Here is a 19,023-nt window from a genome sequence, read left to right as displayed (position 1 = left end):
CAAACAGGGAATTGGGCATTGGTCAAACAGGGCATTGGGCATTAGTTATTTGTTATTTGTTATTTGTTATTTGATGGTTGCTCCTTCTTCCTTCTTCCTTTTTCCTGATAACGTTGGACGGAAAGCTCGGGGAGGACAGCAAAACATGACTAATGACTACCCTTCGACTTCGCGAGCGGGCAAGATGACTAATGACTAATGACTAATGACTAATGACTAATGACTAATGACTTAAATTATACTATCGAGGATGACTTATGAAAAACCCAAAAGGAAAAGTTTATCTAGTCGGCGCGGGGCCCGGAGATTGTGACTTGATGACAGTGCGATCGCACAAACTGCTATCCCAAGCCGAAGTTTTAATCTACGACGCTCTCATCGACATCCCACAACTCGAATTAATCCCCGTAACTTGTCGGAAAATCGAAGTTGGGAAACGTGGCGGAAAACCTTCCACCCAGCAGCAAGAAATCAACCGCTTGCTGGTAGAACAGTGCAAGTTAGGCAAACAAGTAGTGCGCCTCAAAAGCGGCGATCCGTTTATTTTTGGTCGCTCCAGTTCCGAAATTCAAGCATTGATAACAGCAGGCTGCGAGTTTGAAGTAGTACCCGGAATTTCATCCGCATTAGCCGCACCAATGCTAGCAGGAATTCCCCTCACAGATCCGGTGATGAGCCGCTGTTTTGCAGTGATGAGCGCCCACGAAACAGATGCTTTAGAATGGGAAGCATTAGTGCGGATTGAAACTTTGGTAATATTGATGGGAGGACGCAATTTAAGCGAGATAATTTGGCAATTGCAAAAACACGGGCGATCGCCCGAAACACCGATCGCCATTATCCGAGATTGCAGCCGCCCCGAACAGAAAATCTGGATCGGAACTCTGTTCAACATCGTACAGCAAACAGCAGGTCAATCTCTATCGCCTTGCGCGATCGTCATTGGAGAAGTAGTCAGATTGCGCGAATATTTAATCGGATCGGAAAACACAAACATGAGCGTTACACCAGTCATTTCTAACAACAGCCAGCAGCTAGCCGGAAAAACGATTTTAGTCACCCGCGCAGCTTCCCAGTCCAATCAATTTAGCGATCGACTCCAGCAACTAGGAGCCCGCGCGATCGAAATGCCCGCCTTGGTAATTAGCGCGCCGTCCACTTGGGAACCATTAGACAGGGCGATCGCACAATTGTCAAGCTTTCATTGGTTAATTCTCACATCCCACAACGCTGTAGACTGGTTTTTTGAAAGATTGCAAGCAAAAGGCAAAGACGCGCGCAGCTTGTCTGGCATTAAAATCGCAGTAGTAGGCAAAAAAACAGCAGAAAGTTTGCGATCGCACTCTCTACAACCAGACTTTATTCCCCCCAACTTCGTCGCCGACTCCCTAATAGAAAACTTCCCCGATAACTTGCAAAACTGCAAGATTCTATTTCCCAGAGTAGAAAGCGGCGGCAGAGAAGTTTTAGTCAAAGAATTCACCGCCAAAGGAGCGCAAGTAATCGAAGTACCAGCTTACCAATCTTGCTGTCCCGAAACAATCGCTCCGATCGCCCTAGCAGCACTTCAAAATCAAGCCGTAAATATCATAACCTTTGCCAGTTCCAAAACCGTGCATAACTTTTGCAATCTCATAGATAAAAACCCAGAATTGTCTTTATCTGAGGATTGGTTAGAAAATGTTTGCATCGCCTCGATCGGGCCAGAAACGTCCAAAAGCTGCCTGAAATTATTGGGTAAAGTAGACGTAGAAGCCACAGAATATACGTTAGACGGGCTGACTGAGGCGATCGTCCAATGGGCCACAAAATATCAAACTTTGTAAGTTTGCTCTAACCTGCAGTCGGCGGAGGCTGAATTCGTTTGTATAGACGCAGTTTCAACCGCCGAGTTTTACTCAGCCATTGATTATCTAATCTGCGGGTTGTAAAATAATAAAATAACTAGGAGGAAACATGAGCGCAAAAGACCAACTTCTTCAAGAACTCGATCGAGTACCAGAACCCATGTTGAAAGAAGTTCTGGATTTTGTACTAGCCCTCAAGGCAAAACACCCTGTAAAGTCAGAAAAAAGTGATGTTTGGAATGCTTACTTAGCATCTAAAAAAGAACGAGAGGAGGTTTACCGTCGTCTTGCAAACTCCTAGATTTATCTCGATAGATGAAGTCCTAGAACTTCATGAAGACCAAATTTCTAGCTTTGGTGGCACTTCCGGGGTTAGAGATGAAGGCTTGTTAGAGTCAGCTTTGGCTCAACCTCAAGCAACTTTTGGCGGTCAACTTTTGCATCCAACAATTAGCGAACAAGCTGCCGCCTATCTCTACCATCTAGCGATGAATCATCCATTTATGGACGGCAATAAGAGAACGGCTTTTGCTGTGGCAGATACCTTTTTGCGATTGAATGGTTGCGCTCTAAATTTAACGGACGATCGAGCATATAATTTGGTCATGGAAGTCGCACGGGGAACAATGACGAAAGAAGAACTAAGCACTGAGTTTGAGTCATGTATTGTTGCGTTTTAATAAGTAGGATGGGCATCGTGCGCCAGCTAGCATCTGTAGGGAAACGGCAAAGGCGTGTCCGGGGCCGAAATCGGGGAATTGCGGAACAAAAAAGCGAGTAAAATTATCACTAAAGAACAAAGCCGATCGCACGAGCGTCAACCCACTAATCCAACTAAAAACAAAAAAACAAAAATCGCCAACCGCCACCAACTCCCGCTACCCAACTACAAATTCCCAATACCATGAATAAATATTTTTCTCGTTTCGACACCTTAAGCAGCGTGCTAGCAGGAACTACCGCAGCCTTAACCATAGTCATCAGCCAGCCCGCGATCGCCAAAACAGCCCAAGAAGTCGCCAACATTGCCGGGCCGCTGACAGTACAAATTAACAGTTCCCTAGGAGACGGTTCAGGCGTAATTATTGCCAAAACAGGCAAAACTTACACAGTTTTAACAGTCAACCACGTTGTAGAAAAAGCAGACGTTAAATATACCGTTCGCACCTCGATCGGCAAAAACTATCAAGCAACCGCAGTCACCCGCTTGCAAACAGCAGCCACAGATCCAGATTTAGCAGTAGTCAAATTTGAAAGTCCCGAAGAATATCCAGTCGCGACGATCGCAGATTCCGATCTAGCCGTCATCGGCAGTCAAATCTACGTTTACGGCTATCCCGCTACGGGCGGACTCTTCGGCGCAGAAAGAGAACCAGAACTCTCTCCCGGACTCGTGACCAGCCGCCCGCACAACCGCCCCGAAGGTTACAATTTGCGGTATCAGGCAGTAACTTGGAGCGGTATGAGCGGCGGGCCAGTTTTCGACTCCGAAGCCCGAGTCATCGGTTTGCACGGACAAGGCGAATTCGGTTTTGCCCAAACCAGTTCCGGCGAAGTCGCCCCGATCAAAACCGGATTTAATGCAGCAGTTCCCATCAATACATTTATCGCGAAGTTAGTGGCGGCGGGAATGAACAAATCTGAGTTGAAAGTAGACAATACTCCCGCAACTACCGGCCCGGTATCCACCGCCAATCCGCAAGATGCCCAAGCCTATTATTTTCGAGGACTTTCGCGGTTAGATCAAGGAGATGCTTGGGAGGCGATCGCCGATTTCAACAGAGCACTGGCTTTCAAGCCAAAATATACCCCAGAATTGTATTTTAATATCGGTAATGCCCGCACTTTCATCACTTCCGGCTTGCCCCAATCCGAAACCACGCGCGGTTCCACTGCTATTGAAGCATACACGCAGGCGATCGCAGCCAATCCCGGTTTTGCCGACGCTTACTACAACCGAGCTTTAGCTTACCTGGAAACAGAAGACAAACCAAAAGCAATTGCCGACTTTCAAAAAGCAGCAGAACTTTACAAACAAGGCGGGAGAACCAGCGCCTATCAAGATGCGCTCAACAGAATCAAACAATTGCAGTAAAATTAGAAGTTAAGAATTAAGAATTAAAAATGGGATGTTTCATTTTTAATTCTTAATCAAGTTTATACAAACAGCAGGTAAATAATAATGACTGCTATCACCTTAAACCTCAACTCCATAATCAAACTAACTTCCGAACAGTTCTACCAACTGTGCGAATTAAACCCCGATTTAAAATTAGAACGCAGCGCCAACGGAGAATTAATCGCCATGCCGCCAACCGGAGGAGAAACAGGTAAACGCAACTCAAAACTTAACTTACAGGTGGGAATTTGGAACGAACAAACCGAACTCGGCGAAGTGTTTGATTCCTCCACAGGATTTACCCTGCCCAACAAAGCCGATCGCTCTCCCGATGCTTCTTGGGTAGAAAAATCTCGCTGGCAAGCTTTAACACCCGAACAAAGAGAAAAATTTATCCCGCTTTGTCCCGATTTTGTCATTGAATTAGTATCGCCCAGCGACAGCTTGAAAAAGACTCAAGAAAAAATGCAAGAATATATAGAAAACGGCTGCCGTTTGGGTTGGTTGATTAACCGCAAAAAACGGGAAGTTGAAATTTACCGCCTCGGTAGAAGTGTAGAAATATTGCAATCTCCTCAAACCCTTTCTGGGGAAGATGTTTTGCCGGGTTTTGTTCTCAATTTGCAAAAGATTTGGAATTAGTATAATTTAACGATAGAGCATAAAGATGAGGCATCAATCGATAGAGCCATCAATCCCTCAATCCCCCAATCTAAAATCTAAAACTTGTACGATCGCGACTTGTGAGCCAGCGTCTTGCCCGAACAGCGAAGTCGAAGGGAGTCGAAGGGAGTCGAAGTATCTAAAACCTAAACCTGTACCTCCCCTTTTTGAGAAAGGCTATATGCACCACTACCGTATTTTTTTTTCAGAGCACTACCAGCAAGCACTATCCATGCCAAACACAGATGCTCTCCCGCGAATCGCTTGCAGACAGCGAGGGAAGGTAACGCCACTCTGGTAGCGCATCCCGTCAAACTGTCAAGAATCACCCGCGTCAAAGTCCGGCCAGCAGTCAATCACCCAAGAATGCTTCGCAGGAATGACTCAAAAGTGTCAAAATTAAGATAGGTATGCCAGAAACAGGGGAAAAGAAATCTAGCCTGTAATGGCCCCAAAGGCAACATTGATTCCTCGCTTGTCACGCTTGCAGGTGGTCGCCGACGGTTCGTCGCATTTAATCTCAACAGTAATTATGAAAGATCTCACTCTTTATCGAAATATCGGCATCTTCGCCCACGTAGATGCTGGCAAGACCACCACAACTGAAAGAATCCTGAAACTGACAGGCAAAATCCACAAAACAGGTGAAGTTCACGACGGCGCGGCGACGACTGACTTCATGGAACAGGAACAAGAGCGCGGTATTACGATTCAATCCGCTGCTACCACTTGCTTCTGGAACAACCATCAACTCAACGTCATCGATACCCCCGGACACGTCGATTTCACGATCGAGGTTTACCGTTCCCTGAAAGTGCTCGATGGTGGCATCGGTGTATTCTGCGGTTCCGGTGGAGTTGAACCGCAATCGGAAACAAACTGGCGCTACGCTAACGATTCCAAAGTCGCTCGCGTCGTCTACATCAACAAGCTCGATCGCACCGGCGCAGATTTTTACCGCGTTGTCAAGCAAGTAGATACAATCCTCGCAGCTAAACCGATGGTGATGGTATTGCCGATCGGCATCGAAGAAAAGTTTTGCGGCGTAGTCGATTTGCTGACCCGCAAAGCCTGGATCTGGGATGACTCCGGCGACCCGCTGAACTACACAATCGAGGAAGTTCCGGCCGATATGGTCGATGATGTCGAGAAATATCGCGAACAGTTGATCGAACTCGCCGTCGAGCAAGACGACGCTCTGATGGAACAATATCTCGAAGGCAACGAACCGAGTATTGACGACCTCAAGCGCTGTATTCGCAAAGGTACTCGCGATCGGGCATTTTTCCCCACCTACTGCGGCTCATCGTTTAAAAACAAAGGCGTGCAGTTGGTACTGGATGCCGTGGTTGACTATCTGCCAAACCCGATGGAAGTTGCACCGCAGCCAGAAGTCGATCTCGATGGCGAAGAAACCGGCGAGTTTGCGATCGTCGATCCAGACAGACCGTTGCGGGCACTGGCGTTTAAGATCATGGACGATCGCTACGGTGCTCTAACCTTCACGCGCCTGTACTCCGGTAAGCTGTCTAAAGGCGACACCGTACTCAACACCGCCACAGGCAAAACCGAGCGCATCAGCCGTTTGGTAGAAATGCACGCCAACTCTCGCGAAGAAATTGAATCCGCGCAAGCAGGCGACATTGTGGCAATCGTCGGCATGAAAAACGTCCGCACCGGACACACCCTCTGCGACCCCAAAAATCCCGCCACCCTAGAGCCGATGGTATTCCCCGATCCCGTTATTTCGATTTCGGTCAGACCGAAGGTGAAAGGCGGCGAAGAAAAAATGGGAGCAGCCCTCACCAAGATGGTGCAAGAAGATCCATCCTTCCACATGGTGACGGATCAAGAAAGCGGCGAAATGATTCTCAAAGGGATGGGCGAGTTACACCTCGACATCAAAGTAGACATTCTCAAGCGCACCCACGGCGTCGAAGTAGAAGTTGGCGAACCGCAAGTAGCCTACCGCGAGTCGATTACCAAGCGCCTCGAAGACGATTACACCCACAAAAAGCAATCAGGTGGTTCCGGTCAATTCGCCAAAATCGGCTACGTGATCGAGCCTGGTGAGCCTGGAAGTGGCTTCATATTCGAGTCAAAAGTGACTGGTGGTAGTGTACCGAGAGAATATTGGCCGGCAGTCGAAAAAGGCTTTGAAAGCTGCGTCGATAAAGGCGTCTTAGCTGGATTCCCTTGCTTAGACTTGAAATTCACCTTGCTGGATGGAGGTTTCCACCCGGTTGACTCTTCAGCGATGGCCTTTGAAATTGCTGCCAAAGCAGCCTATCGTCAATCAATCCCCAAAGCAGGCCCTCAGTTGCTGGAACCGATTATGAATGTCGATGTATTCACTCCAGATGATTACATGGGCGACGTAATCGGCGACCTCAACCGCCGCCGCGGGATGATGAAAGCTCAGGAGACAAGTCAGACAGGAGCGCGGATCAAGGCAGATGTGCCGTTGAGCGAAATGTTTGGCTACATTAGCGACTTGCGTACCATGACATCTGGGCGCGGACAATTCTCCATGTCGTTCTCCCACTATTCTCCTTGTCCAAGCAACATCGCGGAAGAAGTGATCAAGGCGGCAAAAGAGCGTCAAGCTGCGAAGTAGTGTATTAAGTGCGATGGCTTCGCCCCGGCTTGCGCCTACGAATAGATCGATCGCACTCCACGAAAAGATAGCCAGAAACCGGGTTTTTTCCACATCCTTCGCCACAGCGACGAGATTGGCTAAAAACCCGGTTTCTTTGATTTACTCGCCAGGAGCCAGAAACCTGTTTTTTTTCACATCCTTCGCCACAGCGACGAGATTAGCTAAAAACCCGGTTTCTGGCTATCTTGGTGCGTCCAAAACAGTTAAAATTATCTGCGTTGATTTGCGTTAATCTGCGGTTTCGCGATCGATCGAAAATTTATATTTGCTAAAATACAACTAATAATTTAAGACCCAGGCAGGTAGCCATGACAGCCACCCTGATTCAAACCCCAAAAGCCGGATTTCTGCTGAAAAATATTAGTTGGCAGACTTATGAATCTCTGGTAAACGAACTCGCCGAACAGCCGGGAATTCGCCTGACTTACGATCGCGGAAATTTAGAAATTATGACTCCATCAGCACCCCACGAAAAATCTGGAGAACTGTTAGGAAACTTTGTGGAACTTCTAACCGATGAATTAAATCTTGACATTTGCAGCATGGGTTCACTAACCTGCAAGCGCCAAGATTTGGCACGAGGGTTAGAACCTGATAAATGTTACTACATTCAGAATGAAGATGTTGTCTGGAATAAAGAACAAATCGATCTCAATGAAGACCCACCACCAGATTTAGCTATTGAAATTGACATTACCAGCAGTTCGATCGATCGTCTCGAACTTTACGCAAGTTTGGGCGTACCTGAAGTTTGGCGCTACGATGGCAAGCGTTTAATCATCTATCAGTTAGAAGGCAATGAATACGCAGAGTGCGAGGTTTCTCCAACCTTTCCTTTTCTGTCGAAGTCTGAAATGCTCAGGTTTTTGGAACTGAAAAAGACTACAAAAGAAAAGGCTTTGCTGCGGTTGTTCCGGGAGTGGGTGAGGAGTCAAATTCAGTCAGGAGAGTGAAGCAGGGCGATCGTACTTTTGGTATAAGAAGCTGTTGGGTAACACATAAATTTGTAGTGATAACTTCAGTCCTCAAATTTTTATGAGGACTTTAGTTTTGACTGCGAACCTATTTGATTGCGATCGCTCCAGCGGACATGATATCATGTCCGACCAATTAACCATAATATCCCGGTCGGGGCGGGTTTTTGGGATTGTCAATTATTGGTAGGTATTGTTGGTGAACCCGCCCTTACAAAAATTGCGCTCGAACCAAATTAACATTTATTCGCCAGCAAGTTCCGCGCGAAACTTCTCCACAACTCGATTCAATCCCACCGAATGAGAAGCTTTAAATAAAATACGATCGCCCTTTTCCACAAATCCCAACAACTGCTTTGCTAAATCTTCCCGCCCATTTTGCGCCGTAATATCTCCAACCTCCACAAAAGGCAAACCAGCCGCACCCGCAGCCATCGCCGCCGCTTCCTCAAAATCCGCAAACACAAACAAAGCATCAAGCTTTAAATCTCGCGCCGCTTTTCCCACTTGTCGGTGAAATTCGATCGCCCTGTCGCCCAATTCCTTCATCGTACCCAACACCGCAATCCGGCGCTTTCCCGGAGTATCCGCTAACAACCTCAAAGCCGCTAACATCGACTCCAAACCAGCATTGTAAGTCTCGTCAAGAATCACAATATCATCGGGTAAATCGTAGCGGCGCGCCCTTCCATCCGGTAACTCCACCGACAAACCTTGCTGTAACACTTCCCAATCAATATCTAACACTTTTGCTACAGCCAAAGCAGCCAAATAATTTACAGCATTGTGCCGTCCAGCTAGCGGCAGCGGCAGTTGCATACCTTCTACAGAAATGGTATCATTACCTAGCAATTCCCCGCACAATTCCCCGCCTTCTAAACCGTAGGTTAAAGTTTTTCCATGCCAAAAAAGCGCCGCAGTTGGGATTAATCTGTCAGAATCGTGATTGAGAATAGCAATGCTATCAGCAGGCATTTCGGCTAACAGTTCGCACTTAGCGATTGCGATCGCATCTTCCGAACCCAGTCGCCCGATATGCGCCGTTCCAGTGTTAGTAATTACCGCCACAGTAGGACGCGCAATTTGCGATAGCAGGGCAATTTCGCCCCGCCCGCGCATTCCCATTTCAATTACAGCATAATTGTGTGACGGCGAAAGCTCCAATAGAGTTTTTGGGACTCCAATTTCATTGTTGTAGTTATATTGAGTTTTAAGTACATTTCCCCTGGTTGATAAAACTGCCGCAATTAACTCTTTAGCAGTAGTTTTACCGACAGAACCTGTAACAGCAACTATAGGTATACTGAACTGGTCGCGCCACCAACGGGCGATCGTCTGGTAAGCTTTTAAAGTATCGTCAACGCGCAACAGCGGAAAATTAGCAATTTCTTCTTGCCAATCGCGATCGACCACCGCCGCAATCGCCCCCAAATCCCGGGCTTTAGCCACAAATTTATGCCCGTCAAAATTGTCTCCCCGCAGCGCCAAAAATACTTCGCCACCCTCAAGAGTGCGCGTATCCGTGGCAATACCTGTCCCTACAACTGTCAAAATGTCCTCAGACACGGCAGGTAAAGGTACATTTAAAATTTCAGCAAGTCGGGCGATACTTACGCGACAGACCATATTAGCAGCACTCACATTTCAAATAATTATTTTCACAGTTAATCCTACCTCGCTTGACCTCAAATTCAACTCAAACCAGCTTCAATCAAAGAATTCAACCGATCGAGTCCCTGATCTCAACCCTAGCAGTTATCAGTCATTTCCAATTTTTTAATGCAACATCCCTAATGCCCCAATCGAAAAGGGTAAGCTGTACTGCCTTTAAATTGTATATTTTGACGATCGATCAAAAATCTTCTCCCCTCTCTCTTTACCCGATCGCGAAGTCGAAGGATTTCTCTCCCCCTCTTCCCCTCAATCACCATAGACAATTGAGATAAACCTTATTACAGAGGGCGGCCGATTAGGATTGATATCTACGGTCGATCGACCGCAATAAGTAAATATACGTGTGGATGTAAGGCCAGCTTGTTGCGGACTTGCATTCCACACAGATCCGTTTTTATTCTGGTAATCTACCGGACACGATCTGACAGTAAAAATTCTCATACTAAATCCTCCGCTTACCCATAAATCCGCTCGAACCAACCCACATTTTTAGGGAGCATCTCGCGTTTGCAAAAAGTCTTGTTTTCACGCCGTGCTGTCCCGCCTAGCTTGCGGATATATCCGCCGTGGGAAATATTAAGCTCGCACTATAAATACAAAACTGAGATGCTCCCGCATTTTTACCAACACTTTACAAAAAATATGGTGATTTTAGGCCTTGCTGATTGTCAACAATTCATGTAATGCTGGTGTTGGTAAATAGTTTAATTAAGCAAAGAACATTGATCGACTGTCTGTGCTGACCGCTTTCGCCCCTCGCGCCCCGTCCGAGGAAAAGCTAGGTTGGCTCAATTGTGGTGCTCGACTCTGCCAAAATTCATCTGTGCCCAGGGCGCTGCAAGCTCGTATCAAATCCTCGGAGGGTTAATCCACGGTGAACGACTACAACAGACAAAGCCACGAAGAAGAAAAACAGTTACTTTACAACCACTTGCTAGAGTTGGTACAAGTAGAGCAGCCGGCCGAACTCATCAGCCGATTTCGTACTTTGTTTATCCACGGTATCGGATATCCCGATCGCGCCGTCGTCGAAGCACTCGAAAAAATAGCAGCCTCAAAATACGCCCAACAAGAATTTAAGTACATCCTCAACCGCTGCTGCCATATTCCGATCAACCGCTGGCAAACATACCCCAGCAAGCAAGCAGCCATCCCCGAATTGATCGCTGTGTTTGAGGAAGCCCCCAGAATATTAACTAAATACAGTCGATCGCGGGTTTCTCACTCGATCCCCCAATTAGTAAATCAATTTACCCAAAGCGAACAGTACCTAACCCTCAAACGCTTAGCCCAAGTCATCACCCACAACAACGAAGACAGCAGCAACACCAAAACCCCCGCCACCCTAGCCCTGGGAACCTTAATTCCCCGGTATCCTTACCTCTACAAACACTGCCTCCTCAGCGACGACAGCACCTACGAACAGCAGAAAATCATTAAAACCATCCAAGCCCAAAAGCAGCAGAAATTTGAAATCGACCTCTCGCAATACGTCGCTCACCAAGTGAGAAAAGCCCAAGTAGCGCGCCGTCATACCTCACTTTCCTTCGGCAGAGATATACAAACTATAAAAAACCCTACCTTGTTGAGCGACCCGGAACTGTTCTTTGCTCTCAAGCAATTTGTCGGAAAAGTAGAAGGAGCTGATACATACAGACAGCTAGCGGGTCGCTTCAAGGCGAACGCCAGCACAAACCAGACCTACGGCTCCTTTAAAGACGACTTGTACGAATACCTGATTTCTTCTGTGGCGGGCGATCGCTACGGCCAACGCCAATTTAACGAAAAACTGTATAAGCAACTACAAAATACCTTTCCCCACAACGACGATCGCCAGTTCAACGAATTTTTAATGATCAGAACTTGCAGCCAATTATTGAACTTTTTAGTAGTAGAGAGTCCTGCGCGGCCCAACCACTTTGTCTTCATCGACCTGATCTCAAACCTCGGGGCCACCCAAACCACAGGTTTGCTGCTGAAAATCGTGCTAATTTGTGGCAAAGTCAAGCCCTATCTAGAAAAGCGGTTGGCAATTTTGTTTGGCCACTACGAATTTTGTACGCGAGAAGGGCTAGTGTGGCTAGTCAAAGCTCTAGAAAACCTCAATCTAGCTTTGAGTACCAATTTTGGGAAAGTGGACGTATCTTTCCTGCAGTAGGAGGTACGACAACTTTCTGTCCGGGCGACTGACCGAACATCAGGGCGAGAAACCCGTCTTCTAAATCCCTAAAAACTTTACGTTTAATTATCAAGACCTAATTAACTGCTGAAAGCTATTCAAAAGAAGCTATTCTGTGTTAAAATCCCAAGTGTATCAGATTCGGTTGCAGGCTTTGTTCATTGCTACAGAATTGTCTAAAAACTTGCCCTTCTGTATCGGCAGGGAACTCTCCGAAACTGAACTCTTTGCACTGTCTAATTTTTGGAGTTATTCCTCATGTCGATATACGTCGGTAACTTATCCTACCAAGTTACCCAAGAAGACATCACCACCGTCTTCGCCGAATACGGAACCGTTAAGCGAGTACATCTACCTACCGACAGGGAAACCAGTCGCCCCCGCGGCTTCGGTTTTGTAGAAATGTCAACAGACGCAGAAGAAGATGCAGCGATTGCTGCTCTCGACGGAGCTGAGTGGATGGGTCGCGACCTCAAAGTCAACAAAGCTAAGCCCCGCGAAGATGAAGGCGGCCGGGGCGGCGGCAACCGGGGCGGTGGCGGCCCAGGAAAATTCTCTCGCGGCGGAGGCGGAGGCGGAGGACGTTATTAATTTCCTAAGATCGAGAGTAGAGATTTGAGAATAGCAGCAGGCGATCGATCCGATCTAGGTCCGAACCACCGTCCGAACCACTTCCAGTCTGGTCGATCCCTACCCCTAATCTTCAAGTTTCCCGATCGACCGCATTAAATAGATTTCTTGCACAAATATTCGATCGAGCCGGTTAACCGCAGATTTCGAGCGGATCAACATCGATCGACGCAGATGATTCAATCTTGTCTGCGATTGAGAGCAAGAAGTGTAATATACCAAAAAGCCAGGGGCCTAACCCTTGGCTTTTTGGTATGAACGTATCGGGTATGAGTCAAAAACCTGCCGGACAAAGCCCTTCAAGTGGCTCTACTGTTTTAATCGTCAGGTTCGATGCTGCTGCTCAATCCGTGATTGTTAAGCGTTTCAGCGTAAAACTCCGCGTGTTCGAGAGCGCAAACAATCACAAGTCCCCGCCCGTTAGTGTGGGCTTCCATCATCACATTCACAGCCTGTGGCTGAGTCATACTCGGTACAGTCGCCATCAAAGTCTGCACCACGTATTCCATCGGATTGAAATCATCATTGTGCAGCAAAACCCGGTAGCGCGGCGCAAGCTTGCGGACTGTAGAACGCTTTTCAATAATTTCGACAGACACTAATCTATACCTCCTGACTTGTAAAATGTTAAAATTTGTGAATAATCTTGAGCCGGATTCTTCCCCCGTGCAAGACTATCCCACTTTCAGCTATTTTATTGAAATCTGAAAAATCAGACAAGGCGGTACTCGCGATCGCCCGCTCGCGGCGAACCCAACACCAGACGCAGCGGGAGTGTCCCCAGGCTGTAGCCACCACCTTATTAACGCCATAATATGACAAAAGCCCGATCGGTTAAAAATAAAAAACTACTACCTGTTGAGTCCCCAGAACAGACAGAATCTAAATAATATGAAACGCAAACCTAACTCCTACAGAGACGACGCATTCCGAGACGAAGACACCAGCTCATTGGGCGGACAGTCGCGGCGTCAACCTCAGTCCGGCAAACCTTCTTTCCTCAATTCTGCCACCATAGGGATTTTAACAGCCGTTTTTATTCTAGGAATTGGGATTGGCATCGCCTTTAGCTCCACAGCTACAATTAGCCCAGAAAACGTAGCATCGCGCGAATTTATCGATCGCAGCGCCCCGAACCCAGAACTTTGCGTGCAGTTTGGAGCCAGCGCGATGGTGACAGATATGCGCGTCTACCTCACCCTCAACCCCTTTAACGTCTACATTTCGCAGCCGAGTATGCGCCCTGGATGCGTCCTGCGAACCAATAACTGGGCAATTCTCGAACAAAGAAAACTGATCGACCAAAACCAAGTGCGCGAGTGCAAAAATCGGATGAACACCTTTGGCTTCACAGGGCCCCTGGAAGGTCAACCGCAAATTAACTGTATCTATCAAAACGACGGCGCTAAAAACCTGTTCCTCAACCAACCGGGTTCGATAGCTCCAGCGGTTGAAGGTCAAAATTTCTAAATTGCCGATATAGCGGTTTTTGCTCGTCGAGTCAAGGGAAGATTTTTCTCTTCACTCGACGAGCAATTGCTTGAATATTTGATCGATACAGAAACCGCCGATGGTGGCAGATGCGCGGATCGACGCCGATGATTTTTAGAGAGTTTTTACCAGCGGTGCAAGATGTTTCTTTTGGCTTTTTCCCTCGAACTTCTTACTTTTTTACGATCGAAAACTGAACGGGGAGCAGCGACGTAAGTTGTGGTAAAACCTGCGGCTGCTCCAGCCAGTAAGCCGATGCGGGAAAAGCCGCTACTGGCTGTTCCCGCATCGGCTTACCTTTGGCGATCGCCCGGAAGCGGTTCCCCAAAGGTAAGTATCCGCTTTTGGGGTGCTTCTATTGCCGAAATTTGAGGTTTTAGACTGGGTACAGCCGCAGGTCGTACACCCGAACGTTCATTGAGGCGAACACTCACTAAAGGCACTGTTATCGGTCGGATTTGGTCATTTGTAGTTGGTATCGGTACAGAATTGGTAGGGAAATTCGGGGAAGCAGGAGATTCTGGGCGATCGACCTCTGTTGCAGCAGTTGAGTTAGAATCTGTCGGTGGCTGGTTTGACTGTACTGGTATTGCAGTCGGGAGTTGAGTTTCGGGAGTTTTTACGAGCTGAGCCGGTTCGATAGAGGGACGCAACACCCAGCGATTTTCTACCCCGATTCTTTGGAATTGAATTTGTTCGCCGTTGAAAGCTGCTCCGGGAGCCAAATTTAGGACAATTCTCGTGGTTCCGGCCCGAAGTTGAGTCACGCCTACAGAACGCACTGTGCCTTGGTATAGTTGAGTTGCGTCCACTCCGATCTCTGTATTAGGCAAATCCACAGCAATTTGATTCGGGTTGAGCAGAGAATATAGGGGAGTTGTTCCCTCTGGGAGAGTAATCTCTAGCTGATTTGTGGCTGGATCGAATTTCCAACTTGTGACTGTAGAAGCATTGGCCGGTTGGAGTGTTATTTGCAGGATCGCAACTGTGGTGGCGGCGGCGCAGGCTAAATTTGCAGCGATCGACACAGAGCCTGACAGTGAGGGTATCATGTAGGTTTAAGGATAATTTTTTTTAGTAAAGATATTGCGGGCGATCGAACTGTTAACAGCAAGCGCGGTTTAACGCTGAAAGTTTAACATTAATTGGTAATTGGTAATTGGTAATTGGGGAATAGGAAGTTATACAAAGCTTGAAAAACTGTTCCTACAATTGCTGATTGTAAACCAACGATCTTTCACGGGCACAGCTCCCGCCGGACAAGGCTGGGTCGTTTTTTTACATAAATATTGCCTCTGATTTATATGTAGCAACATTTTTCAAACCAAATATTATATCATATTCTGTGGATGACCGGAATACAAAAAAATCGAGCGTGAGGACTTCAGTTTGTTCTTAAACTGCGGACTTTAGTCTTCAGGCTCGATCCTTGATTCGCTTGGGAATTGCGGACTAAAGTCTTCACGCTCGATCCTTGATTCGCTTGGGAATTGCGGACTCGCATTCCGAACGCTCGAACCTTAATCCGCTATTGGATTGCGGACTAAAGTTCTTACTACGCTACGAACTTTTGCGAGTTTTGTTTTATCTGGGTTGAGTGACAAAATCCAGAGCAGTAATAGCATTGCTAGGCCCAAAAACATTAGCCAAAACCTCCCCAGTGGCAGCAACTTGCAGGACATAACCGTTGGCATCGCGCGAGTTGATTCCCAAAGACTCAAAACTTAAGCCGTCGGCGAGGACAAACTTGTCGGTTCCTACTTCAAAATTGAGGACAGTATCGATACCGCTGTTGCTATTTAACACAAAACGATCGCTCCCGCTACCTCCAATTAAAGTATCCTCTCCCCCATCGCCAAACAGCCAGTCATCCCCTGCGCCTCCATTGAGAATGTCGCTATCTTTCCCTCCATGAATCGTGTCGTTACCGTCACTGCCATTAAGGGCATCTTGCCCTTCATTGCCGTAGAGAAGGTCGTCGCCACTGCCGCCGTTGATGCAGTCTTGCTGACCGTTTGCACCCACCGGGCCTAGCTCGTTTTCTCCCCGATCGCCAAAAATGGTATCGTTGCCATCATCGCCGCACAAAATATCGTTGCCGTCATCGCCATAAATCAAGTCGCTGCCGGCATCTCCGTGGGCTAAATCGTCATCCTTGCCGCCCTCAATGGTATCGTTGCCAAAACCACCGCCGAGAGAATCGGAACTCTCGCCGCCGTTGAGATAGTCGTTACCACTTCCCCCAAACAACAAGTCGCGGCCGTTGACATCGGTGACTAACTGGTTTGCCGCGCCGCCGTAAAGGGAATCGTCTCCCTCGTCGCCGACAATGGTATCAGCACCGAGTTCGCCCCAAATTATGTCGTTATCTTTGCCACCGTAAGCTAAATCGTTACCTTTGCCGGCAAAAATGCTGTCGTTACCGCTACCGCTACCAATGATGTCGCCGGTGTCGTTGCCGAAAATTAAGTCGCCTTCATCGCTAACATTTATGCTGCCTTGGGGATTGCCATAGTCGCCAACGATCGTATCAGAACCTTTATTGCCATAGAGAGTATCCGAGCCGGTTTCGCCAAAAATGCGATCGCCCCCTTTTCCTCCAAATACCACATCCCGACCGTTACCGCCTAGCAAAGTATCGTCGCCCTCTTGGCCGTTGAGCAAGTCCTGGCCGTTGCCTCCAACCAGAAAATCTTGCCCCTCCGGGTCGCCGTCTAGGGAGTTTTGGACTCCGCCGAACAGAGAGTCGTCTCCGCTGTCACCGTAGAGGCTGTCCTGGCCCTTGTCGCCCCAAATCAGGTCGTTTTCTTTGCCGCCGTAAACGGTGTCTGCGTCTTTGCCCCCGTAAACAGTGTCGTTACCTTGAGTGCCATCAATGGCGTCGCTGGAAGAACCGCCGAAAATCAGATCGCCGTCGTTACCAGTCAAGTTGATGTTGTTGCCGTTGTCCCCGACGATCGTATCGGAACCGCGATCGCCGTACAATGTGTCGGAATTGCGATCGCCAAATATGCGATCGTCTTGTTTGCCTCCGAACACCACATCATTTTCTTTGCCCGCGTAAACGATATCGTTGTTTCTGCCAGCAGCGATGAAGTCTTGCTGTTGGTCTCCAAAGAAGATATCGGAGCCACCTTCGCCTAAAAGCGTGTCGTTGCCCTCAAAGGAGACAAACAGTTCGTTAGTGTCGTTTCCTGTTAAATAATCGTTTCCGGGAGTCCCCAAGACAGTGTTTTCGATGTCAATGAGCGCGGAGGCGCTTGACTCGAAGTTGAGTATTGGGGAAGGCTGGGGTTGGACAAATGCGATCGGCCTCAGCAGGGGCAAGGGTTCGCAACCGCAACCGGTATCTGGTTCGGGAACTCCAGCGAAAATAGGAGTCGGAGTCGGCATCCCCGGAGTCGGCATCCCCGGAGTCGGTGCGCCCGGAGTCGGCTCGCCCGGAGTCGGCATCCCCGGAGTCGGCTCGCCCGGAGTCGGCATCCCCGGAGTCTGAGTCGGCTCGCCCGGAGTCGGCTCGCCCGGAGTCGGCATCCCCGGAGTCTGAGTCGGCTCGCCCGGAGTAGGTGCGCCCGGAGTCTGAGTCGGCTCGCCCGGAATCGGAATCGGAATCGGAATCGGAGTCGGAATCGGAATCGGAGTCCCCGGAGTCGGAGTCCCCGGAGTCCCCGGAGTCGGAGTCCCCGGATTCGGGTTTGGAGTCCCCGGAGTCCCCGGAGTCGGAGTCCCCGGAGTCGGAGTCCCCGGAGTCGGTATTGGCCCCGCCAGGACGGTGGTGATGACAGTGGCCCTAGACTCGGAACCGTTGTTGTTGGTCTGTTCTGGGTCAAAAGTGGTCGATCGGCTCTTGGAGGTATTTTTGATGCTGCCCGTTTCTGGAACGACTAATGTTACCTGGCGATCGGTGTTGCTGCCGCTAGCCAAGCTGGGAATTATTGGGAAGGTGACAATCCCTGTCACTGGATCGTAAGTGCCGTCATTGGATGCGGTGACTATCTTTAAACCGGGAATGATGCTGTCTGTAATCACTACATTTTCCGCAGCATTCGGCCCATTGTTGGAGGTAGTGATAGTATATGTCACCAAACTGCCTGCCTGAGCCGATGTGAAGCCGTCCTTGACTGTAACCAGATCGGCGACTGCACCGATCGCCGTAATGACTTGCCCCCCCGGCTCACCGGGCGCTGCGATGACCGAGCCGTTGTTGTTGGTTGGGTTGGGGTCTGTAGTGTCCGATGTACTCGAAACCACGTTGAGGATGCTTGTCAGCGTCGGTGGCGGTACAAATCTGATCGTGCGGCTCTGGCTGCTGCCGCTGGCTAAAGTCGGGATCGGGAAATCGATCGTCCCTGTGGTTTCGTTGTAGGTTGCGCCGTCGGACACCGTGACATTTTTTAAGCCGGGAATCAGGCTGTCGGTGATGACTACGTTGGTCGCGGTACTAGGGCCGTTGTTGCTAGTAGTAATGGTATAAATCAGCGTATCGCCCGCCTCGATGGTTGCCGGAGCAGTCTTTTGGGTGACAATATCGGCGACTGCACCGATCGCCGTAATGACTTGCCCCCCCGGCTCACCGGGCGCTGCGATGACCGAGCCGTTGTTGTTGGTTGGGTTGGGATCTGTAGTGTCCGATGTACTCGAAACCACGTTGAGGATGCTCGTCAGCGTCGGTGGCGGTACAAATCTGATCGTGCGGCTCTGGCTGCTGCCGCTGGCTAAAGTCGGGATCGGGAAATCGATCGTCCCTGTGGTTTCGTTGTAGGTTGCGCCGTCGGACACCGTGACAT

16 protein-coding genes and 1 pseudogene are annotated in these 19,023 nt (G+C 48.7%); 10 read left to right on the top strand and 7 right to left on the bottom strand.

The genetic code is table 11. From position 1 onward, the window contains the following. Positions 1–257: 257 nt before the first annotated feature. The 7 genes from cobA to AACV78_RS11325 all read left to right on the top strand — a co-directional run bounded on the left by cobA (position 258) and on the right by AACV78_RS11325 (position 8,241). Positions 258–1,826 carry a uroporphyrinogen-III C-methyltransferase gene (cobA, locus tag AACV78_RS11355; RefSeq protein WP_194008317.1) on the top strand — a complete coding sequence of 523 codons (1,569 nt, stop codon included), beginning with the start codon at positions 258–260 and terminating at the stop codon, positions 1,824–1,826. Between the two features lie 130 nt (positions 1,827–1,956). Next, entirely contained in the window at positions 1,957–2,148 is a 192-nt protein-coding gene (locus tag AACV78_RS11350; protein ID WP_194008316.1) for a DUF2281 domain-containing protein, read from the top strand. Next, positions 2,135–2,527 (top strand): type II toxin-antitoxin system death-on-curing family toxin, encoded by a 393-nt coding sequence (locus AACV78_RS11345; RefSeq protein WP_194008315.1) that lies wholly within the window; start codon positions 2,135–2,137, stop codon positions 2,525–2,527. The genes AACV78_RS11350 and AACV78_RS11345 overlap by 14 nt, the downstream gene beginning before the upstream one ends. A gap of 224 nt (positions 2,528–2,751) precedes the next feature. Continuing rightward, entirely contained in the window at positions 2,752–3,942 is a 1,191-nt protein-coding gene (locus AACV78_RS11340) for a tetratricopeptide repeat-containing S1 family peptidase (RefSeq protein WP_194008314.1), read from the top strand. Positions 3,943–4,029: 87 nt separating this feature from the next. Then, on the top strand, positions 4,030–4,608 hold the full coding sequence (locus tag AACV78_RS11335) for a Uma2 family endonuclease (RefSeq protein ID WP_194008313.1): 579 nt from the start codon (positions 4,030–4,032) through the stop codon (positions 4,606–4,608). A 553-nt stretch (positions 4,609–5,161) separates the two neighbouring features. Continuing rightward, positions 5,162–7,246: an elongation factor G gene (gene fusA / locus AACV78_RS11330; protein ID WP_194008312.1), complete on the top strand. Its 2,085-nt coding sequence runs from the start codon at positions 5,162–5,164 to the stop codon at positions 7,244–7,246. 350 nt (positions 7,247–7,596) lie between these two features. Next, entirely contained in the window at positions 7,597–8,241 is a 645-nt protein-coding gene (locus AACV78_RS11325) for a Uma2 family endonuclease (RefSeq protein ID WP_194008311.1), read from the top strand. 264 nt (positions 8,242–8,505) lie between these two features. Here AACV78_RS11325 and AACV78_RS11320 read toward each other — a convergent pair whose 3' ends face one another. Beyond that, positions 8,506–9,888 carry a UDP-N-acetylmuramoyl-tripeptide--D-alanyl-D-alanine ligase gene (locus AACV78_RS11320; protein WP_194008369.1) on the bottom strand — a complete coding sequence of 461 codons (1,383 nt, stop codon included), beginning with the start codon at positions 9,886–9,888 and terminating at the stop codon, positions 8,506–8,508. A 922-nt stretch (positions 9,889–10,810) separates the two neighbouring features. Here AACV78_RS11320 and AACV78_RS11315 point away from each other — a divergent pair. Continuing rightward, the gene (locus AACV78_RS11315) at positions 10,811–12,094 is read left to right on the top strand and encodes a hypothetical protein (RefSeq protein WP_194008310.1); all 1,284 of its coding nucleotides are present in this window, start codon (positions 10,811–10,813) and stop codon (positions 12,092–12,094) included. A gap of 279 nt (positions 12,095–12,373) precedes the next feature. Continuing rightward, a complete protein-coding gene (locus AACV78_RS11310) occupies positions 12,374–12,706 on the top strand; it encodes an RNA-binding regulator (RefSeq protein ID WP_194008309.1) in 333 nt (110 codons plus the stop codon). A gap of 356 nt (positions 12,707–13,062) precedes the next feature. Here AACV78_RS11310 and clpS read toward each other — a convergent pair whose 3' ends face one another. Next, positions 13,063–13,344 carry an ATP-dependent Clp protease adapter ClpS gene (gene clpS, locus AACV78_RS11305; protein ID WP_194008308.1) on the bottom strand — a complete coding sequence of 94 codons (282 nt, stop codon included), beginning with the start codon at positions 13,342–13,344 and terminating at the stop codon, positions 13,063–13,065. Positions 13,345–13,636: 292 nt separating this feature from the next. Between clpS and AACV78_RS11300 the strand changes: the two genes are divergently transcribed. Next, positions 13,637–14,215, top strand: coding sequence for a DUF3172 domain-containing protein (locus tag AACV78_RS11300; RefSeq protein ID WP_194008307.1), 579 nt, complete (start codon positions 13,637–13,639; stop codon positions 14,213–14,215). A gap of 193 nt (positions 14,216–14,408) precedes the next feature. On the opposite strand, the gene AACV78_RS11295 is transcribed toward AACV78_RS11300, so the two are convergent. From AACV78_RS11295 to AACV78_RS28730, 5 genes and pseudogenes are all read right to left on the bottom strand, one after another. Further along, the gene (locus tag AACV78_RS11295; RefSeq protein ID WP_194008306.1) at positions 14,409–14,564 is read right to left on the bottom strand and encodes a hypothetical protein; all 156 of its coding nucleotides are present in this window, start codon (positions 14,562–14,564) and stop codon (positions 14,409–14,411) included. Beyond that, positions 14,530–15,288, bottom strand: coding sequence for an AMIN domain-containing protein (locus tag AACV78_RS11290; RefSeq protein ID WP_194008305.1), 759 nt, complete (start codon positions 15,286–15,288; stop codon positions 14,530–14,532). Before AACV78_RS11290 ends, AACV78_RS11295 begins: the two co-directional genes overlap by 35 nt. Before the next feature lie 532 nt (positions 15,289–15,820). After that, entirely contained in the window at positions 15,821–17,629 is a 1,809-nt protein-coding gene (locus AACV78_RS28740; RefSeq protein ID WP_255513782.1) for a calcium-binding protein, read from the bottom strand. Further along, positions 17,551–18,066: a pentapeptide repeat-containing protein gene (locus AACV78_RS28735; protein ID WP_228042189.1), complete on the bottom strand. Its 516-nt coding sequence runs from the start codon at positions 18,064–18,066 to the stop codon at positions 17,551–17,553. Before AACV78_RS28735 ends, AACV78_RS28740 begins: the two co-directional genes overlap by 79 nt. 28 nt (positions 18,067–18,094) lie before the next feature. Continuing rightward, positions 18,095–19,015 (bottom strand): annotated as a pseudogene (locus AACV78_RS28730) (DUF4347 domain-containing protein); the annotation flags it as partial. Positions 19,016–19,023: the final 8 nt, after the last annotated feature.

The sequence above is a fragment of the Tychonema sp. LEGE 07196 genome (assembly GCF_963890365.1).
Classification (GTDB): domain Bacteria; phylum Cyanobacteriota; class Cyanobacteriia; order Cyanobacteriales; family Microcoleaceae; genus Microcoleus.
The sequence above is the reverse complement of the archived record's forward strand: the minus strand, read 5'-3'. Positions and strand labels throughout refer to the sequence as shown.

Coding starts and splice junctions, on each gene's coding strand:
- cobA (WP_194008317.1), top strand. CDS start 258: ATGAAAAACCCAAAAGGAAAAGTTTATCTAGTCGGCGCGGGGCCCGGA.
- AACV78_RS11350 (WP_194008316.1), top strand. CDS start 1,957: ATGAGCGCAAAAGACCAACTTCTTCAAGAACTCGATCGAGTACCAGAA.
- AACV78_RS11340 (WP_194008314.1), top strand. CDS start 2,752: ATGAATAAATATTTTTCTCGTTTCGACACCTTAAGCAGCGTGCTAGCA.
- AACV78_RS11335 (WP_194008313.1), top strand. CDS start 4,030: ATGACTGCTATCACCTTAAACCTCAACTCCATAATCAAACTAACTTCC.
- fusA (WP_194008312.1), top strand. CDS start 5,162: ATGAAAGATCTCACTCTTTATCGAAATATCGGCATCTTCGCCCACGTA.
- AACV78_RS11325 (WP_194008311.1), top strand. CDS start 7,597: ATGACAGCCACCCTGATTCAAACCCCAAAAGCCGGATTTCTGCTGAAA.
- AACV78_RS11320 (WP_194008369.1), bottom strand. CDS start 9,888: ATGGTCTGTCGCGTAAGTATCGCCCGACTTGCTGAAATTTTAAATGTA.
- AACV78_RS11310 (WP_194008309.1), top strand. CDS start 12,374: ATGTCGATATACGTCGGTAACTTATCCTACCAAGTTACCCAAGAAGAC.
- AACV78_RS11300 (WP_194008307.1), top strand. CDS start 13,637: ATGAAACGCAAACCTAACTCCTACAGAGACGACGCATTCCGAGACGAA.
- AACV78_RS11290 (WP_194008305.1), bottom strand. CDS start 15,288: ATGATACCCTCACTGTCAGGCTCTGTGTCGATCGCTGCAAATTTAGCC.
- AACV78_RS28740 (WP_255513782.1), bottom strand. CDS start 17,629: ATGCCGACTCCGACTCCTATTTTCGCTGGAGTTCCCGAACCAGATACC.